Origin of the sequence: Leptospira andrefontaineae (assembly GCF_004770105.1) — a bacterium.
GTDB lineage: Bacteria > Spirochaetota > Leptospiria > Leptospirales > Leptospiraceae > Leptospira_B > Leptospira_B andrefontaineae.
Genome location: NZ_RQEY01000023.1, coordinates 23,484 through 48,166, shown reverse-complemented (window position 1 = coordinate 48,166; position 24,683 = coordinate 23,484). Strand labels below are relative to the sequence as shown.

General features: G+C 39.4%; 18 protein-coding genes. 7 read left to right on the top strand and 11 right to left on the bottom strand.

From position 1 onward, the window contains the following. Positions 1–26: 26 nt before the first annotated feature. From EHO65_RS17035 to EHO65_RS17015, 5 genes are all read right to left on the bottom strand, one after another. Positions 27–2,447 (bottom strand): TonB-dependent receptor family protein, encoded by a 2,421-nt coding sequence (locus EHO65_RS17035; RefSeq protein ID WP_135775752.1) that lies wholly within the window; start codon positions 2,445–2,447, stop codon positions 27–29. Next, complete coding sequence (locus EHO65_RS17030) at positions 2,447–3,748, bottom strand: imelysin family protein (RefSeq protein ID WP_135775751.1); 1,302 nt, start codon at positions 3,746–3,748, stop codon at positions 2,447–2,449. Before EHO65_RS17030 ends, EHO65_RS17035 begins: the two co-directional genes overlap by 1 nt. 110 nt (positions 3,749–3,858) lie before the next feature. Beyond that, on the bottom strand, positions 3,859–7,146 hold the full coding sequence (locus EHO65_RS17025) for a transglutaminase family protein (RefSeq protein ID WP_135775750.1): 3,288 nt from the start codon (positions 7,144–7,146) through the stop codon (positions 3,859–3,861). A gap of 2 nt (positions 7,147–7,148) precedes the next feature. Further along, a complete protein-coding gene (locus EHO65_RS17020; protein WP_135775749.1) occupies positions 7,149–8,093 on the bottom strand; it encodes an alpha-E domain-containing protein in 945 nt (314 codons plus the stop codon). An 83-nt stretch (positions 8,094–8,176) separates the two neighbouring features. Further along, positions 8,177–9,601, bottom strand: coding sequence for a circularly permuted type 2 ATP-grasp protein (locus tag EHO65_RS17015; protein WP_135775748.1), 1,425 nt, complete (start codon positions 9,599–9,601; stop codon positions 8,177–8,179). A gap of 287 nt (positions 9,602–9,888) precedes the next feature. Here EHO65_RS17015 and EHO65_RS17010 point away from each other — a divergent pair, with 287 nt between their 5' ends. After that, a complete protein-coding gene (locus tag EHO65_RS17010) occupies positions 9,889–10,734 on the top strand; it encodes an SGNH/GDSL hydrolase family protein (protein WP_244243565.1) in 846 nt (281 codons plus the stop codon). A gap of 285 nt (positions 10,735–11,019) precedes the next feature. On the opposite strand, the gene EHO65_RS17005 is transcribed toward EHO65_RS17010, so the two are convergent. From EHO65_RS17005 to EHO65_RS16990, 4 genes are all read right to left on the bottom strand, one after another. Further along, positions 11,020–12,489 (bottom strand): caspase family protein, encoded by a 1,470-nt coding sequence (locus EHO65_RS17005; RefSeq protein WP_135775746.1) that lies wholly within the window; start codon positions 12,487–12,489, stop codon positions 11,020–11,022. A gap of 80 nt (positions 12,490–12,569) precedes the next feature. Further along, positions 12,570–13,475: a hypothetical protein gene (locus EHO65_RS17000; protein ID WP_208744148.1), complete on the bottom strand. Its 906-nt coding sequence runs from the start codon at positions 13,473–13,475 to the stop codon at positions 12,570–12,572. 1 nt (position 13,476) lies between these two features. Then, on the bottom strand, positions 13,477–14,151 hold the full coding sequence (locus EHO65_RS16995; protein ID WP_244243564.1) for a hypothetical protein: 675 nt from the start codon (positions 14,149–14,151) through the stop codon (positions 13,477–13,479). A gap of 78 nt (positions 14,152–14,229) precedes the next feature. Further along, complete coding sequence (locus tag EHO65_RS16990; protein WP_135775745.1) at positions 14,230–15,291, bottom strand: saccharopine dehydrogenase family protein; 1,062 nt, start codon at positions 15,289–15,291, stop codon at positions 14,230–14,232. 168 nt (positions 15,292–15,459) lie between these two features. On the opposite strand from EHO65_RS16990, the gene EHO65_RS16985 reads away from it, so the two are divergent. Further along, on the top strand, positions 15,460–16,794 hold the full coding sequence (locus tag EHO65_RS16985) for a sterol desaturase family protein (RefSeq protein WP_135775744.1): 1,335 nt from the start codon (positions 15,460–15,462) through the stop codon (positions 16,792–16,794). A 351-nt stretch (positions 16,795–17,145) separates the two neighbouring features. Here the strand turns inward: EHO65_RS16985 and EHO65_RS16980 are convergent, their stop codons facing one another. Then, entirely contained in the window at positions 17,146–18,342 is a 1,197-nt protein-coding gene (locus EHO65_RS16980) for an LIC_12337 family protein (protein WP_135775743.1), read from the bottom strand. After that, complete coding sequence (locus EHO65_RS16975; RefSeq protein ID WP_135775742.1) at positions 18,339–18,524, bottom strand: hypothetical protein; 186 nt, start codon at positions 18,522–18,524, stop codon at positions 18,339–18,341. Before EHO65_RS16975 ends, EHO65_RS16980 begins: the two co-directional genes overlap by 4 nt. A gap of 184 nt (positions 18,525–18,708) precedes the next feature. On the opposite strand from EHO65_RS16975, the gene EHO65_RS16970 reads away from it, so the two are divergent. The 5 genes from EHO65_RS16970 (at position 18,709) to EHO65_RS16950 (ending at position 24,589) form a co-directional block, all read left to right on the top strand. Beyond that, on the top strand, positions 18,709–19,341 hold the full coding sequence (locus tag EHO65_RS16970) for a TIGR04282 family arsenosugar biosynthesis glycosyltransferase (protein WP_135775741.1): 633 nt from the start codon (positions 18,709–18,711) through the stop codon (positions 19,339–19,341). 180 nt (positions 19,342–19,521) lie between these two features. Continuing rightward, entirely contained in the window at positions 19,522–20,334 is an 813-nt protein-coding gene (locus tag EHO65_RS16965; protein WP_135775740.1) for a hypothetical protein, read from the top strand. A gap of 120 nt (positions 20,335–20,454) precedes the next feature. Then, on the top strand, positions 20,455–21,039 hold the full coding sequence (locus EHO65_RS16960) for an ABC transporter substrate-binding protein (protein ID WP_135775739.1): 585 nt from the start codon (positions 20,455–20,457) through the stop codon (positions 21,037–21,039). Next, positions 21,039–23,954: an MMPL family transporter gene (locus EHO65_RS16955; protein WP_135775738.1), complete on the top strand. Its 2,916-nt coding sequence runs from the start codon at positions 21,039–21,041 to the stop codon at positions 23,952–23,954. The genes EHO65_RS16960 and EHO65_RS16955 overlap by 1 nt, the downstream gene beginning before the upstream one ends. After that, entirely contained in the window at positions 23,951–24,589 is a 639-nt protein-coding gene (locus tag EHO65_RS16950; protein WP_135775737.1) for an MXAN_6521/LA_1396 family lipoprotein, read from the top strand. Before EHO65_RS16955 ends, EHO65_RS16950 begins: the two co-directional genes overlap by 4 nt. Positions 24,590–24,683: the final 94 nt, after the last annotated feature.

Sequence of the window (24,683 nt, the reverse complement as noted above, 5' to 3'; positions counted from 1 at the left end):
GAGACATTTTCATCTCCCGTCCGATTTTAATCCAGCTTTAAAGTAGCCCCGATATTGATTTGTCTGTATGGCCCTTGTTGGATCCCCACAGGAAGTCTTCCCGAAATATACACTCTATCTTCTAAATTTTTTCCGTTCACGAAGATGGACCATCTTCCTCCCGGAGCCTCGTACCCAAAGTCGGCATTCCAAATTCCGTATGCAGGGACTACACCTTGGCTTCCGTCCGTACTCTGGTTTTTGGTATTCTGCAAATCAGAATATTGTTTATCAAAATACTGATATTCGACTCTTGCATAAAATCCGGATGGGCTTTTCACTCCGATCGCTCCTATAAAAACATTCATCGGAACGTAAGGCAGATAATTTCCGTTTGTGTTTACTTTGATCAGGTTTCCTGCAGAGTTAAGCGCATATAAAGGTTGGTTCGTGATACTAACGGTTCCATCCGCATTTTGTATTGTGCCTACTGGAACGTAAGTGGTAGAGATCGCCTTTGTATAAGAGTAGGTAAATTCCAGAGGGACCTCCCATCTGGACTCGGCAAATTTTCCAAAGTCGAAAACAAAATTACTTTCCACACCTCTATTCACCGATCTTCCCGCGTTGATCGGTACGGCTCCGAGCCCTGAACCGGCCTCATTCGTATTTACGATCTGATTCGAAAAATATAATGCGTACGTGCTAACCTGAGTGTAGAAGTAGCGAGTGATATTTCCCCTAAAACCTGTTTCATAATTATTGGATCTTTCTGCGCTAAGTTTATAACCTAAACCTAATGCAGGGTTTTGTACGGTGGAGAATGTAGGAGGAGAAAATGCAGTATGTGCACCTGCAAACCAAATAAACTTTTCCGTAATATCGAACGTAAGTCCAATACCCGGTAGAACTACCTTTGTATAAGTCTCATTTGCATCATTTACCAAAATGGTCTGTCCAACTGTACTCGCGTTTCCTTTGGTAACATCTTCCTCAGTAGCAAGCCTTCTGTGAGTATAAACACCTTGGAAGATATGTTCGTAACGAACTCCCGGGATCACCTTGAATTTATCAGTCAACTTGATAGAATCTTGGACATATAAAGCATAAGCTCTTGCATTACGGTTCTGTTGCTGGGTGGTAAGACCTTTAGTAAGAGTCGGATAAGGGAATACATTATTCGCTGCGTTTACGGATTCATAATGCATTCTTGCACCGAAAGCGATCTCATGATCCAAGCCGAATGTATTAAATTTACCTTCTACCTTAGTTTCCAGACCTCCCGTCTTAAAGAAAGAATGTCTGTTCGGAGTGGAATTTAGCATGTAAATTACATCTCCAGGCTGGTTCCCGATAATATCAGGAGCATAAATACCAAACGCATTTTCAGGAGGTCTTGCAGGAAAACCGAATTCGGTTAGATTATTATACGAATAAGATTCCTGACGAAATAAGAAGCCGACATTTGTCCAATATGCTCTTGTGATCATCTTCCAATTTTCGTTAAAAGTATGATCATGCCCTATAACTGCGGCCTGTCTATCAATGGACTTTTGGTCATATCTGGCAGGATTGATCCTCGGATTTCTCCAATACAAACCTTGGGTTAATCCCAAATAAGTGGATTGGGCCTCCTGCTGGTAGGATTGGTATTTTAGAAAAACTGAATCCTTCTCCCCTAATTTCTGGATCAACTTTAGGTTTAGATCGTTTACTCTAAAACCTTGGTAATCCCTAAAACCATTTCCTTGGTTACGCATGTAGGAGATATCATAACCTGTATTCGTAGTTTGGTTGGTCCCGCCATATTGTAAAAGACTGGAAGCATAACCGTTTGTTCCTCCGATCACCTTCGCGCTGAACGTAGGTTTTTCAGGAGGTTTGCGAGTCACATAGTTAACAATACCACCTAAAGTTGTCGGTCCAAAAAGAATGGAGCCTGAACCTTTCACAACTTCAACTCTTTCCATTCTATCTATATGAGGTACAAAATAGCTTTCAGGTTGTCCGTAAGGACTTAAAGAAGTGAATACACCATCTTCTAAGATCAAAGTTTTTCTAGACTCTTCGTTACTCACACCTCTGAATGCAATATTCGGAGTAAGACCAACAGCATCTTGGTAGCGGATTGTTGCACCTGGAACCCTGCGCAGAGCTTCCATAGAATCGACCGGATTTGTTTCTTTTAAGATCTTCTTACCGATCACATTCGCGGAACCAGGAATCTTCTTTATATCGTCATCCTTGGCGCCGATCACATTGATCTGACCGCTTTCTAAAAATCTTCTTTTCTTTTCCGCAAGAGTTTCCTCTTGTTTAAGATCTTCCTTTTTAGAAGGATCTTCTTGTTTTACTTCTGAAGAAGTTCCGTTTGTCCCAGTATTTTCGTTCGGTTGGGAGAAGAGGAAAGAATTAGAAAAAATTAAAATACTTAAAATAAGAGGAGAACGGAATAGTTTTTGGAACATTAATCTCCGTCCCCTCCTGGTCCACCGGAAACCGGACTCGAGCCAGTAAGAGCAGCGAGTTCAGTATTCAGAATTTTTAATAATTCACTTAAATCGGCGATACTTGATTTGATAGCGGCAAAATTCGTAGTATTGGAACTTCCCCACGCAGTAGAAGGATCCGATGGAGAATAGGAAGAAGTGATATCTCCTAAATGTTCTTCTAATTCCGCTATCTCTCCATCTATCTCCTCAGCCAACTCGGGACTGTAGAATTTTACATAATCCTTAAGTCCTGCACCCGTACCATTGCCTGTATAGATCGCTTTAAAAGTACTTAAATTATCTATTATATTATCGAAAGATCGGCCTGAAAATCTGGACTCTGCACGATCCGGTTTAGGAGATGAACCGCTTCCTCCTCCGGAAAGACCTTCCGGAATTTCCAGTTTTCCGTCTTTCATGGTATTCAAAAGCTGGATTGTTCCTGCAAAAACCGCATCCAATGCAGCGCCTGAACTTGGAAAAGTAGCAGAAGATCCATTGCCTGCAGTTGCAAGCTGTGTACCCAAAGGATTTGTTCCACCCACATCCCAAGCAGTAGTCACATTAAGCACATGGCCGCTGTATTCTAAAACTAATGCTCTTAAAAGTGCTGCTCTACCATCAGGAGCATTTGCAAAATCGGCACCACAATTGGGAGCGGTTCCTCGATTTACCCCGGCTCTACTAAAAAGAATATATTCAATTGCACTGATGCCCTTCTCCATATTTTTCATTTGGCCTATGGCTTGTTGTGCATCATTAAGATCCCCAACAGTAAATGAATCTAATTGATCTAAACCTGAGGTTACGTCTACAGTACTAATGCTACTAGGCGGAGACAGAGTCAGATAATTGATCAAGAACGGATCCATCCTGGAAAAATAAGCGAGAGTAGTTCCAAAACGAAAAGGTTCTACTTTTTTCAGATCCGATTTATGAGCAATCCATGCAGCCTGCGCAGAAGCCAAAGAATCGGAAGCACAAAGGTCGTTAGTTGCATTTACAAGAGCGACTCTACTTGCTTCTAAATTCACGAATAGAGGTGGAATTATATTATTTCCTAAATTCTGCAAAAGAGATCTAGGATCGAATGAATTGAACATTTGGTAGAGATATCCATTTGCATTCGCCGCACCTGATGCGGAATTTTTGTGAGAACATGAAATGAAAATTGAAAGTAAGAAAATACTTAGAATGATCCAAGCGGTAAGGATCAGCTTTTTAATCCGGAAAAACCTGCCGAATCGTCCGCTTCTAACAGAATTGTTTTGTCGCATCGTTCCCTCGAAACTGGGCTCTTTATCTTGAGAATCAGAATTATTTTTCTAGAACTGGTTGCAACTGTTTTTGAGATCTGTTCTCACAAACTGGGTTTGATAAATATTAATTATTCAATCCAACGAAGGTCCATCGTATAACCATTTGTGTGCTTCAGTCGTTTAGGTTCGGAGCCATCTAAGGCGGAATGACCATCCGCTAAAAATCTGGAGATCCTACGAGACTCGGCTTCATAAGAATTCACAGGGAAAGTATCATAAGCTCTTCCACCTGGATGAGAAACATAATAACGACAACCGCCTAAAGGACGAGAAGACCAGGTATCCCAGACATCAAATACCAATGGAGTATGGACAGGAAGATTCGGATGCAAAGTGAATACAGGATTCCAAGCCTTGAACCTGATTCCCGAAACTGCTTCTCCTTTTCTGCCGGTTCCTCTAAGAGGAACTTCATAACCGTTGCAGCTGAGAATGTATCGATCACTCCAACCTTCTACTTTTACTTGCAATCTTTCTAATGCAGAGTCGACAGATCTGGAAGTTCCGAAAGAAGAGGACTCTTCTCCTAAAACATTCCAAGGTTCTAAGGCCATTCTAAGTTCGAGAAACACTTCCTCTCTTTGGGTTTTGCCATACACTGGAAAACGAAATTCGAAAAATGGAAGGAACTCTTCTTCTTGGAATGCAAATCCATGATCTTTCAGATCTTTCAGAACATTTTTAAAATCATTCCATACAAAATGAGGAAGAAGAAAACGATCATGTAGTTCTGTTCCCCAATGAATGGGAGCCTGCACATAAGGTTTTTCCCAAAATCTACAAATCAAAGATAAGACTAAAAGTTGTTGGACCACACTCATTTTATAATGAGGAGGCATCTCAAATCCTCTTAACTCTACAAGACCCAAACGAGAACCGGAAGGAGGATACAATTTATCTATAGAAATTTCCGCTCTATGAGTATTTCCTGTCAGATCCACAAGTAGATTTCGAAAAAGTCGATCCACTAACCAAGGATTCGGTTCTTTAATTTTATCTAATTGAGAAGAAGCTAATTCATATTCGTATAATATCTCGTCCCTTCCCTCATCCAAACGAGGAGCCTGAGAAGTCGGGCCGATAAACAAGCCGGAGAAAAGATAAGAGAGAGAAGGATGATGTTGCCAATAACTTACTAAACTGCGCAGAAGGTCCGGTCTTCGCAGAAAAGGACTGTCTTCCGGAGACATGGCACCTATAGTGATATGATTCCCTCCTCCAGTTCCGGTATGTCTTCCATCTATCAGGAATTTTTCCGCACTTAAACCGAGTTCCTTTGCTTCTTCGTATAAGATACGAGTCTTTTCTTCTAGCTCTTTAAAATTAGAAGAAGGATGTAAATTCACTTCTAAAACGCCCGGATCCGGCGTTATCCGAAATAGGCCCAACCTCGAATCTGCAGGAGGTTCATAACCTTCTAAAACGATTTTTACTCCGGATTTTTCGGCCGCAAATTCCAAAGAAGAGATCAGATCCAACCAAGGTTCCATACCTTCTATAGGAGGTAAAAATACATGAATGGAACCAAGTCTTGGCTCAATGACTAATGTAGTTCGGATAGGAAGTTCTTTTCCAGCTGAAAAAAACTTAGGTTCTTTAGAGGATCTTTTTCCTAAAACTGAATCCAAATCTTTTCGAGAACTTAATTTTTTACTCTTGGATAGATCCGTAAGAACCGCATTCGGTCTGAAGTTTTCGGAGATAGAAGAGAAAGGTAATCTAAATCCGGCGGGACTATCACCCGGGATCAAATACAATCTTTCTCTTTTGTATTTCCATTCGGAACTTTCCCATTCAGACTTTGCATAATTAAATTGTAATGGAATAGCGATCGCCTTTTTCAGTTTGAAGTCTCTGTCAGCCAGAGAAAGAACCTTCTTCCTTTCCAAAGCCTCGAAAGAAAAATCTTCAGAGTTAAAATCCTCACTTTTAGGATCCTTCCATTCAGGAAGTTGACCTTCTTTCCATAAATAATAAAAACCATCCTCGTATAGAGGAACCATATGCCTGGGAGAAATTCCCAAAGTTTTACAAATCTCTTCCCCAAATTTTTCGGATGATAGTAAATCCTTATCTAAATCCTTTTTTTCTTTTTCAGAGGAAGAAGAGAATAGTTCTCCGTTTTTCCATAAAGACTCTCCGTCTTTTCTCCAAAATACGTTCAAGGACCAGCGAGGAAGAGGTTCTCCAGGATACCATTTACCTTGAGTGACTTGGACCAAAGAACCCGGTGAAAATTTTTCACGAAGTTTGGTAAGTAGTGTTTCGCCTAACTCTAACTTTTCTTTTCCAAGGGCCAGAGTATTCCACTCCGGATCTTGCCTGGAAGTATCCGAAATAAAAGTGGGTTCTCCACCGATAGAAACACGAATATCATTTTTTTTGCATCTAATATCCAGATCTTTTCCTAGTTTTAACACTCTGTCCCAAGTCGGATCTGTATAAGGTTTTGTTACACGAGGAGATTCTTGGAATCGTTTTACTTCCATCCTGAATCCGAATTTGGACTCGGCAGGATCGGAATATCCAAATACAGGAGAAGCACTTCCAGGCTCGGGAACTGCTGCTAAAGGAATATGACCTTCTCCTGCAAATAAGCCCGAAGTTGGATCTAAGCCTACCCAACCAGCACCAGGTAGGAACACCTCCGCCCACGCATGAAGGTCAGTAAAATCTTCCTTAGCACCAGAAGGTCCATGAATGGATACTTCATCCGGTTTTAACTGGATCAGATAGCCTGAAACAAATCTAGATGCGAGACCAATATGTCTTAAAATTTGAACGAGTAAAAATGCAGAGTCTCTACAAGAACCTGATCTTCTTTCCAAAGTTTCCGTACAAGTTTGGACCCCAGGTTCCATTCGAATCACATAAGAAATGTCCTGGTATACCCTTTGATTGAGTCCCACCAAAAAGTCTACGGTACGTTTTGATTTTAAAATTCCGTCTTTTCTTAAACTTGAAATATAATTTGCGAGTGCGTTGCTTCCATCAGTTGCGCTCAAATAAGGAAGAAGTTCTTTTCTCAAAGCATCTGAATAAATAAATGGGGTCTCTTCCGCATCCGGTTCCAGAAAAAAATCGAACGGATTGATGACTTGAATTTCCGCCACCAGATCCACGAGTATCTTTAACTTTTCAGTCTTCTTAGGAAATACCAATCTTGCTTGGTAATTTCCGAAAGGATCCTGCTGCCAGTTCAAAAATTGTTCAGAAGGTTCTACAAGAAGTGAATAAGAAACGATCCTGGTCCTAGAATGTGGAGCAGGTCTCAATCGAATGATATGAGGAGATAATGCGACCGGCCTATCATATTCATAAGAAGTTTCGTGAGTAAGAGAGACGAGTAAGGACATGATTAATTCCTAAAATAAGTCTCATCCAATTGTGCAGCGATCCCGTTCAATCTTACCTGTAATTGGTCCAAATATTCATGCATCCCAGAAGAAAAAATTTCGTCTATAGAGGCGTAGTTCATTTCCGAAAGAAGAACACCTACTCTCTTCTCCGTTTCATCCCCGTAACTGTCCTTCTCAGTCCCACTTAAAATTTTCAGACTATCGAAGGCTTTAGAAAGACAAGAACGTATCGCTCTTGGAAAAATTTTATCCAAGATAAGAAACTCGGCAATATTCTTAGGAGTGATCCTTGTATAAAAACGGTTAAACATCTCATGAGCACTTGCGGACTTAAGAAGAGAAAGCCATTGGATCAGATCCAAAGTGGACCCGACTTCTTCTCTGGCAGGAAGAAGTATAAAATATTTCATATCCAAGATACGAGTGGTCTTATCTGCTCTTTCCAATAATCTTCCGAGTAATGCAAAATGCCAGACCTCGTCATGGGAGATCGTGGCTTCTTGGCAACCGTAGAATAACAAACATTGGTTTCGGATTGCTTTGAAAAATTCAGCAATTCCGGGCATATCGGATTCTTCAAATTTTCTTTTGGATTTGATAGTAAGATAAAATTCGTTGATCACTTCCCACATAGGAGTGGAAATATTTTCACGGATGGTCCTGGCATTTTCCCTCGCACGGATCAGACAATTCATGATAGAATTCGGATTTTCAGTATCCAAACTCATGAAGTGGATCACATTCTCTTTACTCGGAGAATTATACTTTCTGGAAAATAATTCATTATCTCCGGTGGTATACACCAAAGGCATCCATTGCCTGTTGGAGTCCTCGTTTAGATCTAAGGAAAGTTGAAAATTCACATCCAAAAAGCGTGAATAATTCTCGGCCCTTTCCATATAACGATTCATCCAGTATACGGATTCAGCGACTCGGCTTAGCATTAGGAAACCTCTCTAGTTTTGTGATATTTTTCGGTTCCGCTTGGGACTTTCCCTGATTGCCAGTTCTTGAACTTTTTTTGATATTAACCCATCACCCAAGTATCTTTAGAGCCACCACCTTGGGAAGAATTTACGACCAAGGAACCTCTTCTCAATGCGACTCGAGTTAGTCCCCCAGGCATTACATAGATCTCTTCTCCATATAAGATAAAAGGTCTTAGATCCACATGCCTTCCTTCTAACTTATCCTCTATCAATGTTGGTATCCTGGATAAACTTAAAACAGGTTGAGCGATATAATTCCGAGGATCAGCTTTTACTTTTTCTACGAATTCCTCTTTTTCTTTTTCACTGGCAACAGGACCAATGATCATTCCATATCCACCTGCTCCGTTAGCCGCTTTTACGACCAGGTTCCCGATATTCTCACAAACATATTTCAGGTCCTTCTCCCTGGAACATAGATAAGTAGGAACATTCGGAATGATCGGCTCTTCTCCCAGATAATACTTAATAAAATCAGGAACATAAGAATAGATCACTTTATCATCGGCAACTCCTGTGCCCGGAGCATTCGCAAGCGCAACATTACCTTTTTTGAATACTTCGAATATACCGGGAACACCCAAGAGAGAATCCTTACGGAAAGCCTTAGGATCCATGAATGTATCATCAATCCTTCTGTATAGAACGTCCACTTGCTTCAGACCTTTGGTGGTCCTCATATAAAGTTTATCATCTCTAACAGTAAGGTCCGTGCCTTCCACCAAAGGAACTCCCATACGAGATGCGAGAAAACTGTGTTCGTAATATGCAGAATTATAGATACCCGGAGTAAGTACACCTATATTCGGATTAGGTTTGTCGGAAAGATGTTCGAGCATCCCGCGAAGTCGGATCGGATAATCATAGATCGGCCTTACGGAAAGACTCGCAAAAAGTTCCGGGAAGGTCTTTTTCATTACTTCACGATTTTCTAATACATAAGAAACACCGGAAGGGCAACGTAAATTATCCTCAAGGACCAACATTTGCCCATCCCCGTCGCGCACTAGATCCGTTCCTGTAATATGGATCCAAATCCCTTTCGGAGGTTTGATCCCTTTACATTCTTTTAAATAACCGGAGCTGCTATAAACGATCTCGGCAGGGATTACTCCATCTTTGATGATATTCTCATCGCCATAAATGTCCTGGATGAAAAGATTTAAGGCGCGAATCCTTTGTTTGAGACCTTCTTCCATTTTTTTCCATTCGAAAGAAGTTACGATACGAGGAATGATATCGAAAGGCATGATCCTCTCTTCTTCTTCCTCATCTCCGTACACATTAAAGGTGATGCCCAAGGAAAGAAGAGCCTTCTCTGCGGAAGCCTTCCGCTTCAAAAGCTCCTTATCATCCATTCCTTCGATCCTGGATTTTAAGATATGATAACTCTGGCGAATCCCCCCCTCTTCAGAGAACATTTCGTCGTAAAAGGAATCCGTTTGGTAATTAGTCAGGAGCATAGAATCCTCCTCCCATCTATCTGAAGGAGACTAATTTTGCTCTTAATAAACAAGCAGAAATTAAATTATACGCTTATTTTTTATACCGATTATTTATCAATGCTCAAATATTAAACATTTTATTAATATATTAATCTAAGTGGTGGAAAAGAAATCCGATTTTGATGGGAAAACGAGGAAATGGGCCGAAGCGTTTGCTAGGTAGAATTTTTACACTTCCACCTAATCATGATAGGAAGGTATTTTACTATACAATCGGAATATTCAAAGAAAGCTTCCCTACTCATATGAAACGATCCGTTTACCTTTCTCTATCCATTATTCTTCTCTATTTTATTGGTTCAGTAATTTATACGATAAGATCCGCATACAAGGTGCCTAAAAATAATATAGAATCGTTTCTAAAATCTGAAAACAAAAAGTCTGATAGGCCGATTGTCTTTTTAGGCGATAGTATAACTCACGGAACAGTAAGTTATGACTATATCCGGAGTTTATCAGAAAATCCTAAATTAAAAAACTTCACCTTCGTGAACGAGGGGATCAATAGTCGCCTAACATATCAAATATTAGAAAAAGTAACTGATACAATACGTTTAGATCCGGAGCATATCTTCATTCTGATTGGAACAAACGATGCAAAATCCGCTTTGAGCGAAGAAGAATACAACGGATACAATTCTCTTTGGAAACTTCCAGAAGTTCCAAGCATTGCTAGCTACGAAAAAAATCTGAGAGAAATTGTATCCCTTCTTAAAACAAAGACCAAGGCTAAGATCCATTTAATCTCAATCCCAGTTTTGGGAGAAGGATTGGACAGTATTCCTTTAAAACAATCGGTTACATATTCTGAAATCATTCAAAAGATTGCCAAGGAATCTAATTCTTCCTATCTACCTTTAAATGAAACCATGCTTGCAGAATTAAATAAGCTACCAAATAGACCTGAAAACGTTTATACTAGAAATACTTTAAAACTTTATTGGACGATATTCAAACATTATGGGCTCTTTCAATCTTGGGATCATATTTCCGAACAATCTAAATTGGTTTTTATGACGGATGGGATCCATATGAACTCAAAAGCGGGAAAAATCCTGGAAGATATGATCCAAAAAGATCTGAGCGAATAGTTTTTTCGGGAACGCTTTTCTTTTCACGTTCGCAAAGAAGAACTACCAATCCTTTTCGGTGGGCGGGGCTTCCCCGGTAAGCCTACACTTCTCAAGTATATATGACTTAATTTGCTACTTTGCGTTTTTACGCAATTACGCCCATGCAGGTGACGGGGTTTGACGACGTTTCGCGAGTGCGCAAGCACTTGGCGCGAGACTTGCCACCGCAAGGCAAGTGACAAAGCGAAATTGCCGGAAGCGAAGCGTCAGAGTCGAAAGCTAGACGACGTCGCAATTGAAATTCTATTCAGTAATTGTAGAATCTGTATTTAGCCCCAGAAATTTCCTACGCAGATCCTCAAGTATCTCTATAGAAATTGGACCAATTATTTTATCCTTTATTTGATTTACCGGTTCGAATGGCTTTAAATCGAATGCTATATAATTCCACTTAAAATTATCCAAAACAATCTTATACTCTCCCCATGATTGCTCTATATAAGTTGCTCGAGCATAAAACACTTTCATTTGCGTTTTCGAAATCAAAGGAATCAAGTAAATCTCCTCTTTCGGCAAGTTTGGATATTTTGGAAGCAATTGAATAACAATTGAATTGAATTCAAATTCTACAGTAGAAATTAGTTTAATGGGGAAATTTGGAATTCTTCTCGCAACATGAAGTTGCGATTTTACCGATTGACGACTTGCATTTGTTTTTCCTTTCACATCGTCTGATAATTCTGGATATGGTACTTTAATAATTCGTTCTACTGTTTTTATCTCTATGAATAATTCTTTTTCATTCTTCTGTAGCCATAAAAGAAGCTGATCAAACAAAGGCAAGCCGTCGTAATTCTTATTGAAAGATAATGCTTTGGTGTAATAACTCCAAATTTCATGACCTTCATTAATCAATTCAGAAGATTCATTTAGTGAATTAACCTTAATAATTGCATCTTCTTTGGTAATATATCTTTCTGCTTCCTTTTGAATAGCCTCTTTCAGTTTATCCCTATGGTCTACAGATGAGTCTTCATCCTTTTTACCACTATCGGCTTTTCCCAATGTCGAAATTAAATTTTCAGTAATTTCACAATAGACTTCTGTAAAATCTGCTTGAATAACAAAATATGGCTTTTGATAAGATCGATTATCAAACTCATCGGAAATGCTATCAATAATATCTTTGTATCGGATTATATCACCAGAATTTAATCTAAAGGAAGAAATGAATGCTTTAGTAAAAAAACTGAATTCTTCACTAGCGTATGAAGATTGATCAGCCTGACTAGAGAACAGAAAATAGCACTTATTAAAGCCATTTTTATTCGATTTTATATACGCGGATATTGAGTCTGCATCCTTTACATATGAAATCCCTGAATGACATGCGTCTATAATCTTGAATGTAATTTCTGGATTAAGATTTTTGAGTAAAGTATCAACTTCTTCATTTTGGAGTGAGGTTTGTCTTTTCTTATCTCTATCGAAGTCTGACCATATATAATAGAATTCTGTGCCATCGAAATCTCCGTGGCCTGAAAAATAGAAAAGTAGTTCTTCCACCTTGTTGCCTTGATGGTTTTTGAGAAAAGTAACAAGTTCTTGCTTGTCTTCATGACATGATTTTCCGTCGCCCTTTAAAACTAATATTGAGTCATACTTTTTTGTTGCATTTAAAAAGTTTACGATCGAATCTCTATCCTTTGCACATGCTGGTAGTGGTTGGATTGATTTGTAATTACTAATACCAATAACGATTGCAATTCTCATATAGATTTCCAATTATATTTTATTTTCGCCATATGGCACCTAACGTCCAATCTCACACCTACTCTCACTCGTACAATCCACTACTTCTTCTTTTCCAACTCCGCCGCGATCATACACTCTTTGGGAATCCATTCCTTCTCCACTTGTTTTTGTCGAACGTAACCGACTATATGACCCGTTCCGGCTGCAACTGCAAGAATGGAATACGAATATAAAACTGCATAAGGAGAAGTTGGAATTAAGTCAGAGATACCGCCTCCCACATACGAACCGTAAGCTGGGTATAATGTGCGATATGCGGTCATTTCTTCCGTTTTGTCGCAGCGATATCTGAAATATCTGATCGCATCATCCGAGGCTCTTGCTTCCGGATAGAAGGCCCCAAGTATCGGAACAGCATATCCTAACGCATATAAAGAACGATATTCTCTTTGAGCAAAATCTTTGGAGTGACCGCCTTCATGTATCACTACTGCAGGAATATCCGAATACACATGGATCGTATTGGAATATGGGTTATAATGATCTCCTCCAAAAATACGACCTACTAAAAGTACATCATTCACAACATAGGCGAATAGACCTATGGTCCATTTTAAAAGTGGATTTACCGATTTAGAATCCCAGAGCCTTCTGAAATCGTTTCCTGGAGAATACTGGTTAAAACGTACCTTAACATCTTTCAGGTTATTATCTCTGATATAATCCATCAGATACTTTTTTGTTTCGAAAGATAGTTTGTGATTTTGGATCCTTCTGTCCCAGATCATAACTTTTGCGAATAAACTTTCGATCCAGATCCAACTTCCTATAAAGTCTAAGACTGAATAAGGTTCCCCTTCTTCGAACTGAGGGTTTTCCTCATCAAAATACATTTCGTCATTCGGTTGGAACGGTTGAGCAACAGTGTATCTTTTTTCCGTCGAATAATAGCAGGACTGAAACACTACACAGGCAAGTAAGAGTATTAGAATTTTCTGTTTCATCTTACTTATTCCCTTTTTTGTTAGGAGTTCGTTTTGTATCTATAGAATGTTTTTTGATCTCATCCATAAAATCCAAAAGCGCCACTCTTCCCATTTGGTTTACCTGATCTTCTCTGTTTCCTCGATGTCCCATATAAGGAAGATGTATAATCCATCCGAGTAAAATTGGAACTGTTGCAAGAGTCGCCATAAAATCGGTTACTCTGGATTCGATCCCATCCTTAAATTCGTAGTGCCAGGTTTTTCCAGAAGAGATAATGTCAGCTTCCATCTCTACGTTCACTTGGTTGTAGGTCCAATGATCTATAGATTCCAATTTGAACTTTTGGATTATGATCTTATGTTTTCCCGGATAATCTTCCTTATGATCGTTCAATTCTTTCCGGATCAGTTTGGAAATTGGTCCATATAAATTCTCATAATTTTTTCCCCATCCGGTCCAAGAAGTGAATCCATCCTCGTAATATACAAAACGAGCCGGATCCTCGCTCGGGAATTCTATCTCTATATCCGGATCCTTTGAATCGTAATCGGGAGCACCCGATCTCACTTCCATCCAATGTTCTTGGATCTCATGAGCACCGGAAAGAGTTTTAGGAACATGCACTTTAATGGTAGTGCAAGCGGAAAGAAATATTAGAAAAAGTGATAATATACACGGACGAGAATGAGACATGATCGACAGCTCTGTAATGTAAAAGTGTGAAAAAGAATGTAAAGAATAAATTCTAGATCGAAAGAAAGAGACTTCTATTCAATTTGAAATATCTTTCCATTTAGATCCGGGAATTTCCAAAACGAATTCGGAACCAAATGCAAGACTCGGGGTCTTAAATCCCTTTCCTCCTTTTCCAGCAAGAACCTTGGAAACCGCTGCAAGAGAAGATTCCACTGTGAATTCGTAACCTTCTTTACATTCTAAAACTTTTGTGGACTTTTTTCCTTCTTCCGATCGAACTTCTCCCCAGACTGTTGTTTTGACTAAAGTCCTTGTTCTTTCTCCTGGGCCTTTGATCGTTTTTCCGACCAATGCTTGAACTCCTTTTAATATAAAAGGAATTTTTAATAAAGAGATGATCGGTTTAAAATAGCGTAACGCATTCACCTGCCCGGAAGGAATATCCGTATACACATCAATATTCGGAATACCTGTAGAAATATAGGCAGTAAAAACGTCTCCCCAAGGAATTCCATACACTCTGTAGGTTTTCCCACCTGCAACCACTTCCCTAGTTCTGCTCAGATGGGGAACTCCAACCATTTCGCCGTCCCTTCTGATCTTAGATCCATAAGGCAATTGAGCGAGTGCACTTTTCATTGTGCCTGGAGAAACTTCACTTAAACCTACAAATGCAAGTTCCAAAAACTTTGGCTTAGAGAGAGATTCTTTCAAAGAAGAAGCCAAACAATCTGTAGGAACAATATCAAATCCAACGCCCGGTAAAAGAAGAACTCCTGCTTTCTCGGCTTCTTCTCCTAAAGCTTGCAAAGATTCATACACTGGAATTTCTCCGGTGATATCCAAATAATGTACTTTTTTAGAAATACATGCCTTTGCCATCGGAACAGAAGTTTGGACGAAAGGTCCCGCACAATGTAGAACGAGCTGGAATCCTTGTATATTCGAACCGACCTCGTTCGAGTTGTTTAAGTCGAAAATTTTATATTCTAAACGGAGTTCGTTAGCGAGCTCTTCTATTTTGCCTCTGCTTCTTCCTGCGAGCACAGGCTTTAAACCGCGAGACACTGCTCTTCTTGCGATCAGTTCTCCCGTGTAACCGTTCGCTCCATAGATCATCCACTTAGATATTGTCATAAGGTAGGAACTACAACATCGTTTCTGTTTTAGTCAACCTGCATACCACGAACGAGTTAGTTTTTTTCAAACAATTGATAGGTAAAGAATTTTCGATTTGGAGTCTGTTTTAGTTTTAGATTGACCTAGTGAATGAACGAGGAATGATAGAGGTTACCGGCTTGTATTATGGAAAAAATAAATCTTATCACAATCGCAATTCCATTCTTCTTTTTACTGATCGGGTTAGAGCTCGCATTCTCCTGGTATCATAAAAGAAAACTTTATCGTCTGAACGATTCGATCAACGATCTCAGTGCTGGGATCGCTAGCCAAATTTTCGGGATCATTTTTAAGACGTTCACATTCTTCGCATATCTTTGGGTATATGAGAATTGGAGAATATTCAATCTTCCTTCTTGGCCAAGCGAACCGGTTTCTTGGATGCCTTCTTCCGACGTATTAGGACTTTCCGCTTCTGCTTGGGCATGGACAATCGTTCTAGCAGTTTGGATCAGTTGTTTCGTACTCTATGATCTAGCTTATTATTGGCTGCATAGACTGAGCCATGAAGTTAACTTCCTTTGGGCAGGACATGTGGTTCATCACCAAAGTGAAGAATACAACCTTACTGTTGCATTACGCCAAGCAAGCTTTCATGGATTATTCACTTGGATCTTCTATATTCCTCTGGCGATTATAGGATTTTCCCCTATCGTAATGGTTCTGAACGGACAATTAAATTTGATCTATCAATTCTGGATCCATACTAAAGCGGTAGATAAATTTCCAAAATGGTTCGAAGCGGTATTCAACACTCCTTCTCACCATAGAGTTCACCACGGTATCAATCCGAAGTATATAGATAGAAATCATGGCGGAACATTGATCGTTTTTGACAAATGGTTCGGAACATTCCAAGCAGAAGAAGAAACTCCAGTTTACGGAACAGTCAAACCTCTTCGTAGCTTCAATCCATTATGGGCGAATGTTCATTATTGGGTGGAAATGTGGGAGCAAGCAAAACAAAGCCCTCGTTTCATGGATAAGATCAAAGCCTTCTTAGCAATGCCAGGATGGAGACCTCAGGATTTAGGAGGACAATACCCTATCCCTGAAGTTGATGAGAAAACATTCAAAAAATATGATGTAAATCTTTCTAAAAGTTTAACTGCATATGCAGTGACCTGGTTTGTCCTTACTCTGGTTGGAACATTCTCAATGCTTGTAAAAGTGCATTCTATCCCGACAGGCTTACTATACACGATCTTCTTCTTCAGTATATTCTCCTTAACAACTGTGGGAGGAATTTTAGATCTGAAACGTTGGACCTTATATCTAGAACCTGTCCGAATCGCACTTCTGGTCGGAGCTGCTTTCCTTTTAGGGGTTTCTGCCGGGACAGCGTTCATCGCAGCTGGGTTCGGTGCACTTTCACTAGCATGGTTCCTTTCTCAGAGACACCATTTTGCAGAATGGAAAGATATTGATCCTGTAAAAGAGATCCGTAGTAAAGCCGCTTAACCGGCAAAATTTTTCACTTCTCCGCTTGAAAGACTCGTTTCTTGCGGAGAAGTTTTACTAAATGGATTCACACAAAACCCTGGAGATCTGTTAGTATTCTCCGCTCATCTAATCCATATACGGATATATGGAGGAGGGAGACATTCATTAGATATTCTTTATACAAATTTCCCCGATAAAAAATCGAATTCGAAAATGTTCAGCCAATTTCCGGAAGAGTCTATTCTCTCTCAACTGAGAAATCCTGAAATTTTCGAACAATCGGAAGATTGAAATTTTGCCTTAGGTAATAAAAAAACCCCCGAGAACCGGGGGTTTTAACTAGCAATTAAGCGATGGTTTTATACTACTTCAATCGAACGGAGGAGGAGAAGATTCGAATACGATATCTAATGCATCAATGGTAGCTTTTCTCGTATCGTCCCAAAAAACGCCGTTATTATCGCCAGTATTCCCCGATTTACCGCTTAATCCAATTCTTGCATATAAGCCATCAACTCGGGAAGCAGGAACGTAACTGGAAGGAATATCTCCGGAAGCAACTAAGTCTTTAACAAATCCGTTTACATTAAACAAACCATAATTTAAAGAAACAAGACCGCACAGATTACCATCTCCCGAAGTTATTGCTCCTTCTTCCCATCCTGATTTAGCGGTCACTTCCAGATTGCCTGTCAATTTTTGGCTATAGGCAAGTTTATAGTATTCATCGCTCGCACTTCCGGTACAAAGTCCTGCATTAGTATTGCTAGGAATAAGATTTGCAGTCGCGTCTACACGAACAATTGCCTTAAAACAGAAAACAGTTTGTTCATCCATTTCTTCCAGGATCACTCTTCCGTGACGTGCCTTGAGAGAAATTTCGTTATCGTTTGCAAGCTTATCATCCCATGAATATACTTGTACAAGGCCTTGGTTTGGATAAAGAGTAGAGTAAAAAGCATTAGCAACATTCGGAGAATACACATAACTTTCTATATCTGCAGAGGACCCACCATCTTGAGAAGGGTTCAACATTTGCAAACGATATCTGACGAGAGCGCCGTCCTGTAAAGGATCTCGAGGATCATCATCCCAATAGAATTGTAATGCAATATTCGCTGTATCGGTAGTTCCAACATTCTTCAGTTCTAAATAATTGGAGAATGTTTTCGTTCCGGTATATGCAGTAGAAGATGCGGTAAAAGCTCCGTTCAACTTCAAAGAGATCGTAAAATTAGTTCCAGACGTTGTAGAGAAACCGTCTTGCGTAATACCATTAACTCCACTGGCAACTAAGACTAATGCTGGATTTGCCTGAATAGAACCGATCACATCATCCATGAAGAGAGAATTTCCACGGGCCCAGGAAGCGGATCCTCTTACAAAGCCCCATTCGTCCGCGCTTGCGTGCAATGGCCTAAGTAGAGAAACATTTAAAGAAATCGGAATATGATTTTTTTCCTTCTTAAATCCTGGATTAAATTTAAAACCAGCAGTAATTCCGAAAAAAACGAGTAAAGCCAGAACAACTTTACGAAGAATAGAACGACGATTTTGTAATTTCACTGTGCAATTCCTCTTGGAACGATAATAAAAAATCCGGTTTTGCTTTTTTCCAATTGGTATCCGAGATTGAATAGAGGGAGGAATGGGTCTTTTCCTCCGGGCGCGCAAGCGGTCCCAACTAACCCAGTTAGGATGATCCCCAAGCTAATAAGTAGAATCCCTCTTTTTAGATTTAAGATCATAAGTATCTCCTTATAGAATAATGAACATTTGAGATTTAATATTTTTCATATTGCTTTAGATTTAAAGAGCTTGTTCTAATTAATAAACCTGCATATCAAAAGATAGCTTTATTTCGGTTAATCCTTGGAAAAAACATCCCCCAAGGAATAGATGCCTTAAGATCATAACACTCGGGAGACAAAAATGAAAGGTCCAATCTTGAATATATTTCTGAAAAATCCAGTCCCGGGAAAAGTTAAGACACGTTTAGCAAAGAATATAGGAGAAGAAGCCGCACTAGAAGTATATCAGGCCCTGGTCGAAAAAACCAGATCAGCCTGTAAGGACTTGGATGTTCCTAAAGTCCTTTGGTTCGATTCCTATCTCCCTAACCCATCCGATCTGGGAAGTTGGGGACATTCTCCATTACTCATTCGCAAACAAGAAGGAAAAGATCTAGGAGAGAAGATGAGAAACGCTTTCTTGTATTGTTTCCAAAACGGTTCCGGTCCTGCACTACTCATAGGAAGTGATTGCCCTGAGTTGGACCTCCTACATCTAAAAGAAGCATTTCAAATTATAGATCATAAAGATGTGGTTTTAGGACCGGCGAAAGATGGAGGTTATTATCTGGTAGGACTCAAGTCGGATACTCCTGAACTTTTTCATGGAATAGAATGGAGTACGGAAACTGTTTTTGCCAGAAGTTTAGAAAAACTTCAATGGGCCAGAAAACAAGTAGGACTTCTACCTGTATTATCCGACCTGGATGATGTCCAAGATTTAGAATATTTCGAATCCAATGGGATCTTGGACTGGAAAAAGAACGGTTCCTGATCCTCAAGTCACACGAAACACCTCACACCATCTACATTAAAAAAATAGAATATAGTCTATAGACTTCGGTCTCGACCTATGTCCACAGAAGGATTTAACATTTTCTTCTCTATTATGTAATTATTTGCATACTTAGCTTAAAACACAAGGTCTCATATATGTAATTGCTTGATTACATATATGAGCAGTAAAACTAACTTTATTTTTCTAAAATTTTTGGTGCTTGGATTTTCGATATATTTTCTTGCCTCTCTTTCTCCCTTAAGAGCTTTCGGGAAGAAGGGCCCACATACTCATACTAGTATTACCCAAGAGGCTTTCTTAGGATTTGCAGATAAGACCGGCTGGGACCTAAGAGCTGATTGTATGGAGCTGATCGTTCAAGGCAACTTGAGAGCAGACGCGGCCTTCATGAATAATGATGCATATCATTGCGATAATGATAATATTCTGGGATGTGCCGATCGGTTCAGCAGCTTAAAAGACGACTCTTATAGAGAATCCAATCATATATCCGGCTTAATTAAATTGGGAATGGCTTTGCATATCGCGCAGGATTTCTATTCTCATTCTAATTGGGCGGAAAATTATCCGTTGGTGAGCGTACTTGCTCCTATTGAACATCCTTGGATTTTTCTAAGTATGAAAAAGATCCAAACAGGTTATTATAATCTTCTTCCAATCATAGAACATACGGAAGAAGCGGGTGATTGTTTTGATGCGGAAGAAGGTCTTCACGGAAATTATACCTTTGCAACCCATGCATGCTTGAACAAGGATGCCTCCGACAGTCATAGAAGTCTTAAAACTGTTCATCCAGGAATACCGATCAATTATCATGATTGGGCCGCGGATTTGGCAAAGGAACATACCGTTCAAATTTTAGTAGAGCAGTACAAAGCGAAACATCCTCTTATCCTAACTTGCCTAACACCGAAAGTTTTATCATTTTCTTGCGGAAGCCAGGCTTACGATTTTCTCCGCCCGAATTGAGTCTAATTTCCGTTGACTTAAGCCTTCCCCTTACATTACTGTAAATTTATCCGGCCAGTATGCAGTCTGTTTTTACCTGATTGTAAAATTTCCGGATCGATCCTTCCTTAGGTAATATCTGTGAAACTATTTCAAATTTTATTGTTTTGTTTACTTTCCTCGGGGCTTCTTTTTGCCCAGGATTCCCAAACTACTAACGAAACCCAAACCACTTCTCCCGAAGTTTCGGCAGAAGAGCAGACGTTATCCGCCGTTAAAAAATTGATCGGCTTTATCCGTTATAAGAAAAACGACAAGGCTTTAGCTTTGATCCATGTGGGAAAATTCTCCGACAAACTATTAGGAGATCATAAAATTTCCGCTGCGGAAAGAAAAGAATTCGAAGAAGGGATATCCGAATATATCGTAAATAAGGCATTCCCGATCGCATTAAAATATTTTGATAAGATTGATATCACTTACGACAAACCTAGCGTGAATGGTAAACAGGCGAGGATCGGATCTTCCATTCTTTACAAGGGTTCCGATCAGATCAAATTTGCTTGGATACTTTCAGAATCCGAAGGTGCTTGGTACATCAGCGATTTTGAAACCGAAGGTAAACTTGCAACGGAAATTAACCGCACTAAAAACATAGAGCCGTCTATTAAGAAAAACGGAATCAAGGGGACTATCTCCCTAATACAAAAAGCAGCTAAGAACTGATGAGAAAATTTCTTTCTAAAGCGACCGAGTTGGTGTTAACCAAACCGGCCGCTTCTTCCGCAATCCTATTTATCTTTCTGGTGATTTCCGCACTTTTAGCCACCAGACTTTCCATTAACAGTGATAATCTTCAACTTCTTCCCTCTGACAACCCTTCCGTCGTACAAACAAAACGTGTGATCGAAATGATCGGCGGGAGCGGTTTTTATACCGTAGCTCTCAAATTCAAAGACGAGAAGGGAATGACGGAGCATCTTACCAAAGCATTCCAAGCCAAACGTAACGGCGATCCGGAAACCCAGAAGAAAGAATTAGAATTAGCTGACGCGGCAAAACGTAAGAACATCGCTTATTACAAGGCGAGAGAGATCGCACTCAAAAAAGCCTCCGACAAACTTGCTACGGAAGTTTTGAAAGACAAAGAATTAGTTCGTTACGTTTCTTATAGATATAATGTTTCCTTTTTACAAGACAGACTTCCTTTATTCTTAAAAACTGAAGATCTAAAAGAGATCCGTAAAAGAGTAAAACGGAAGATAGATGATGAAATAGAAAAAGCTAATCCATTCTTCATCAAACTTACGAATGAGGAATATAATCCGGATTTTACGGATATCATTTCCAAATACCAAAAACTCGCAAAAAGAGATATATTCGACGAATATAATATTTCACCTGAAAAAGGGATGCTGATCGTTCTGATCAAACCTACAGGTTCCTTCGTTGACATTGAGTTCTTGGAAAAAATAGACACTAAAGTCCAAGGTTTAGTAAAAACCCTGGAGATAGAAAAAGACGGAATTTACGCAGGTTATACCGGAGCCTATAAACTTAACCAAGATGATTATGAAACTTTGATTAAGGCATTAAAGCCGATCGGGATCGCTTCTTTCTTAGGAATAGGACTTTTACTTTTATTATTTTTCCGTAATCCTCTTTTTATAGTTATTCTGCTATTCTCTCTTCTCAGCGGACTACTCATGACATTCGGTTTAACCGGACTCGTTATAGGACAATTGAATAGTATCACAAGTATTATCGGGTCCATTCTCATGGGACTTGGGATAGACTATGGGATCCAATTCTTATACAGATTCAGAGAAGAATTCACCAAGAAACAAAATATAGTAAGAGCAATCAAAGACACGATTTATCATACTGGGATTGCTTCTTTTAGTTCCGCATTAACCACTACTTCCGCGTTCGTTGTACTCTCTTTCTCAGAATTCAGAGGATTCAGTGAGTTCGGGATTATTGCGACTTATGGGATCGTTCTGATCGCAGTTGCAATGTATGGAGTGACTGCATTACAGATCGCTTTACTTTTAAAATGGTTCCCTTCCCTTTCCAAATCTTTCCTTTTAAATGAAGAACAACAAACTCCTTCCGGTTTATTAAGAAGATTTTATTCTAGACCGGGCATTTTATCCGTAAGCGTTTTAGTTCTCGTGTTACTCTTTGGAGTTTTCGCTCCAAAAGTACAATTTGACGTTAACGGAAGAAACCTTTTAGTAGAAAATTTAGAATCCGTAAACTTATACGATGAGATCGCGGATCGTTTTGATATTTCTTCCGATCCTCAGGCAATTGTAGTAAAAAGTTTAGAAGAATCAGAAGCTGTATTCGATTATTTGAACCCGGTTCCTGAATCTATCGCCGGTTCCGTTGACCAAGTTGTTTCTCTTTGGAATTTTGTTCCGCCTTATTCTCAACAATTAGAAAACCGTAAAGTTCTGGATCAGCTCGCAAAAGATATGAAGCCTGTAAAAGCTTCCTTCTTAAAACCTGAACAGAGAAAGTATTTACCTAAGGCAAAATTATTCTTATCCATTAAACCTTACGACTATACTGCAGTTCCGGATTATTTTTCCTCTCAGTTTAAGGAAGTTGCAAGCTCTAAAGAAAAAGGACATCTATTATTCCTCTATCCTAAAGTAGCTCTATGGCATGGTGGAAAATTATTAGAATTCTTTGCCGCAATAGGTAGATTGGAAGTTCCTAAAATTTCCAGAAGAACCCTAAATGCGATCCTATATTCCACAGGAACTCAAAAAGAATCCGAAATAGATCCGACCAAAGAGAACTATTCTACGGCGGAAAATAAAATTCTATTGAACGCTTTGAATACATACTCAAAGGAAAAACTTCTCTCCATTAAGATCCTCCCAGGAACTGTAGATACGATCTTAGAACATAGACCTTATAAGGATATAGCTCAAGCCAGATCTTACACATTCCAAACCGATACGGCTGGAAGTTTAATGTTATTTGCTCAGCTTATCATGATAGTAAAAAGAGAAGGTGTTGCTGCATTCTTCATTACCTTAGGGTTAGTGATCATAGTTCTGATACTATTCTATAGAGCCTTCTTACCCGCACTACTCTCCTTGATACCACTTTTATTGGGACTTTTAGTTACAGTAGGAGTTATGGCAATTATAGATCTTAAATTAAATTTTATGAATGTTCTGGTATTCCCGGTCATCATAGGATATGGAATACAAAACGGGATCTATATCTATTATAGATTCAGAGAAGATCATGATATTGTAAAAGCAATGGCAATGGTAGGACCTGCGGTGATCGCATCCACATTAACCACTTTGGTCGGATGGAGCGCACTACTTCTTGCAAATCAAAGAGGCCTACACTCCATCGGAAAAGTGGCGACAATAGGTATTGCGGCTTGTTTACTGATCGCCCTTACTTTACTTCCCGCAATTTTAGAATTAGCATATAGAAGCCGCAAACAAGAAGAAGATGAGGCAGTGCCATTAGGTTTAGGCCCTGAGGATGAAGAAGGTTCCGAAACAGTTTCTGAATTTGTAATAGAAGAAACTCCTGCTAAACCGAAACCTAAAAAAGCTCCTAAGAAAAAGTCGGCTCCTAAAAAGAAAACCGGAAAGAAAAAATGAGATCTAAACTAATACTTCTATTTTTAATTTCTACTTCATTTGCAAATTGTGCGGTAAAACAAATTAGGATCGCACCTAATTTTGAATCTTCTCTGGACAGATTTAAAAGATTAACTGTAGCAATTGATTCAAGTTCCAAAGTGAATCAAGTCGAGGCAACTCTTCTAAAATCCATGGCGGAACAAGAATTGGCTCACCATAAGGAATTTATCGTATATCCGGATCCTTCCAGTAAAAACCAAAACTGCAAATCTCCTGTCGGAAAATCCCAAGGGGTTCTTACTCTTAAATTAGAAGAAGCCCTAAAAGGAACCACACCATCCTTTTTAGTATGGCTAAGTCCCGCTGTATTCGGACCTTCTGCAGATGGGATCAAAATTTCTATCCAAGCACAGATCCAAAAATGTGATACGAAAGACGTTCTTTGGGAAGGCACCGCTTCCTCCTCTTATTTTATGGGAGGAGATGAAGAAGCTACTCTTAGGACGAGTTATGAGAACAAATTCGGGAAATCCGTCGGTCCAAAAGTGCTTCCATATTACGATATCCTAAAGTCTCTTTTGGATAAGATAGCAAGCCCAGTTTTAAACGAAGCAGAACAAGACGAGAAAATAGAAGTAGAATCCGGTTCTTAGTCACAGAGTTAATAGAGCCCCGGAGACATTGTACACACAGAGCCACGAAGGCGCAGAGTTATCAAGATTCTGAAACCAAACCTCCGTGACTTAG

Coding starts and splice junctions, on each gene's coding strand:
- EHO65_RS17035 (WP_135775752.1), bottom strand. CDS start 2,447: ATGTTCCAAAAACTATTCCGTTCTCCTCTTATTTTAAGTATTTTAATT.
- EHO65_RS17030 (WP_135775751.1), bottom strand. CDS start 3,748: ATGCGACAAAACAATTCTGTTAGAAGCGGACGATTCGGCAGGTTTTTC.
- EHO65_RS17025 (WP_135775750.1), bottom strand. CDS start 7,146: ATGTCCTTACTCGTCTCTCTTACTCACGAAACTTCTTATGAATATGAT.
- EHO65_RS17020 (WP_135775749.1), bottom strand. CDS start 8,093: ATGCTAAGCCGAGTCGCTGAATCCGTATACTGGATGAATCGTTATATG.
- EHO65_RS17015 (WP_135775748.1), bottom strand. CDS start 9,601: ATGCTCCTGACTAATTACCAAACGGATTCCTTTTACGACGAAATGTTC.
- EHO65_RS17010 (WP_244243565.1), top strand. CDS start 9,889: ATGAAACGATCCGTTTACCTTTCTCTATCCATTATTCTTCTCTATTTT.
- EHO65_RS17005 (WP_135775746.1), bottom strand. CDS start 12,489: ATGAGAATTGCAATCGTTATTGGTATTAGTAATTACAAATCAATCCAA.
- EHO65_RS17000 (WP_208744148.1), bottom strand. CDS start 13,475: ATGAAACAGAAAATTCTAATACTCTTACTTGCCTGTGTAGTGTTTCAG.
- EHO65_RS16995 (WP_244243564.1), bottom strand. CDS start 14,151: ATGTCTCATTCTCGTCCGTGTATATTATCACTTTTTCTAATATTTCTT.
- EHO65_RS16990 (WP_135775745.1), bottom strand. CDS start 15,291: ATGACAATATCTAAGTGGATGATCTATGGAGCGAACGGTTACACGGGA.
- EHO65_RS16985 (WP_135775744.1), top strand. CDS start 15,460: ATGGAAAAAATAAATCTTATCACAATCGCAATTCCATTCTTCTTTTTA.
- EHO65_RS16975 (WP_135775742.1), bottom strand. CDS start 18,524: ATGATCTTAAATCTAAAAAGAGGGATTCTACTTATTAGCTTGGGGATC.
- EHO65_RS16970 (WP_135775741.1), top strand. CDS start 18,709: ATGAAAGGTCCAATCTTGAATATATTTCTGAAAAATCCAGTCCCGGGA.
- EHO65_RS16965 (WP_135775740.1), top strand. CDS start 19,522: ATGAGCAGTAAAACTAACTTTATTTTTCTAAAATTTTTGGTGCTTGGA.
- EHO65_RS16955 (WP_135775738.1), top strand. CDS start 21,039: ATGAGAAAATTTCTTTCTAAAGCGACCGAGTTGGTGTTAACCAAACCG.
- EHO65_RS16950 (WP_135775737.1), top strand. CDS start 23,951: ATGAGATCTAAACTAATACTTCTATTTTTAATTTCTACTTCATTTGCA.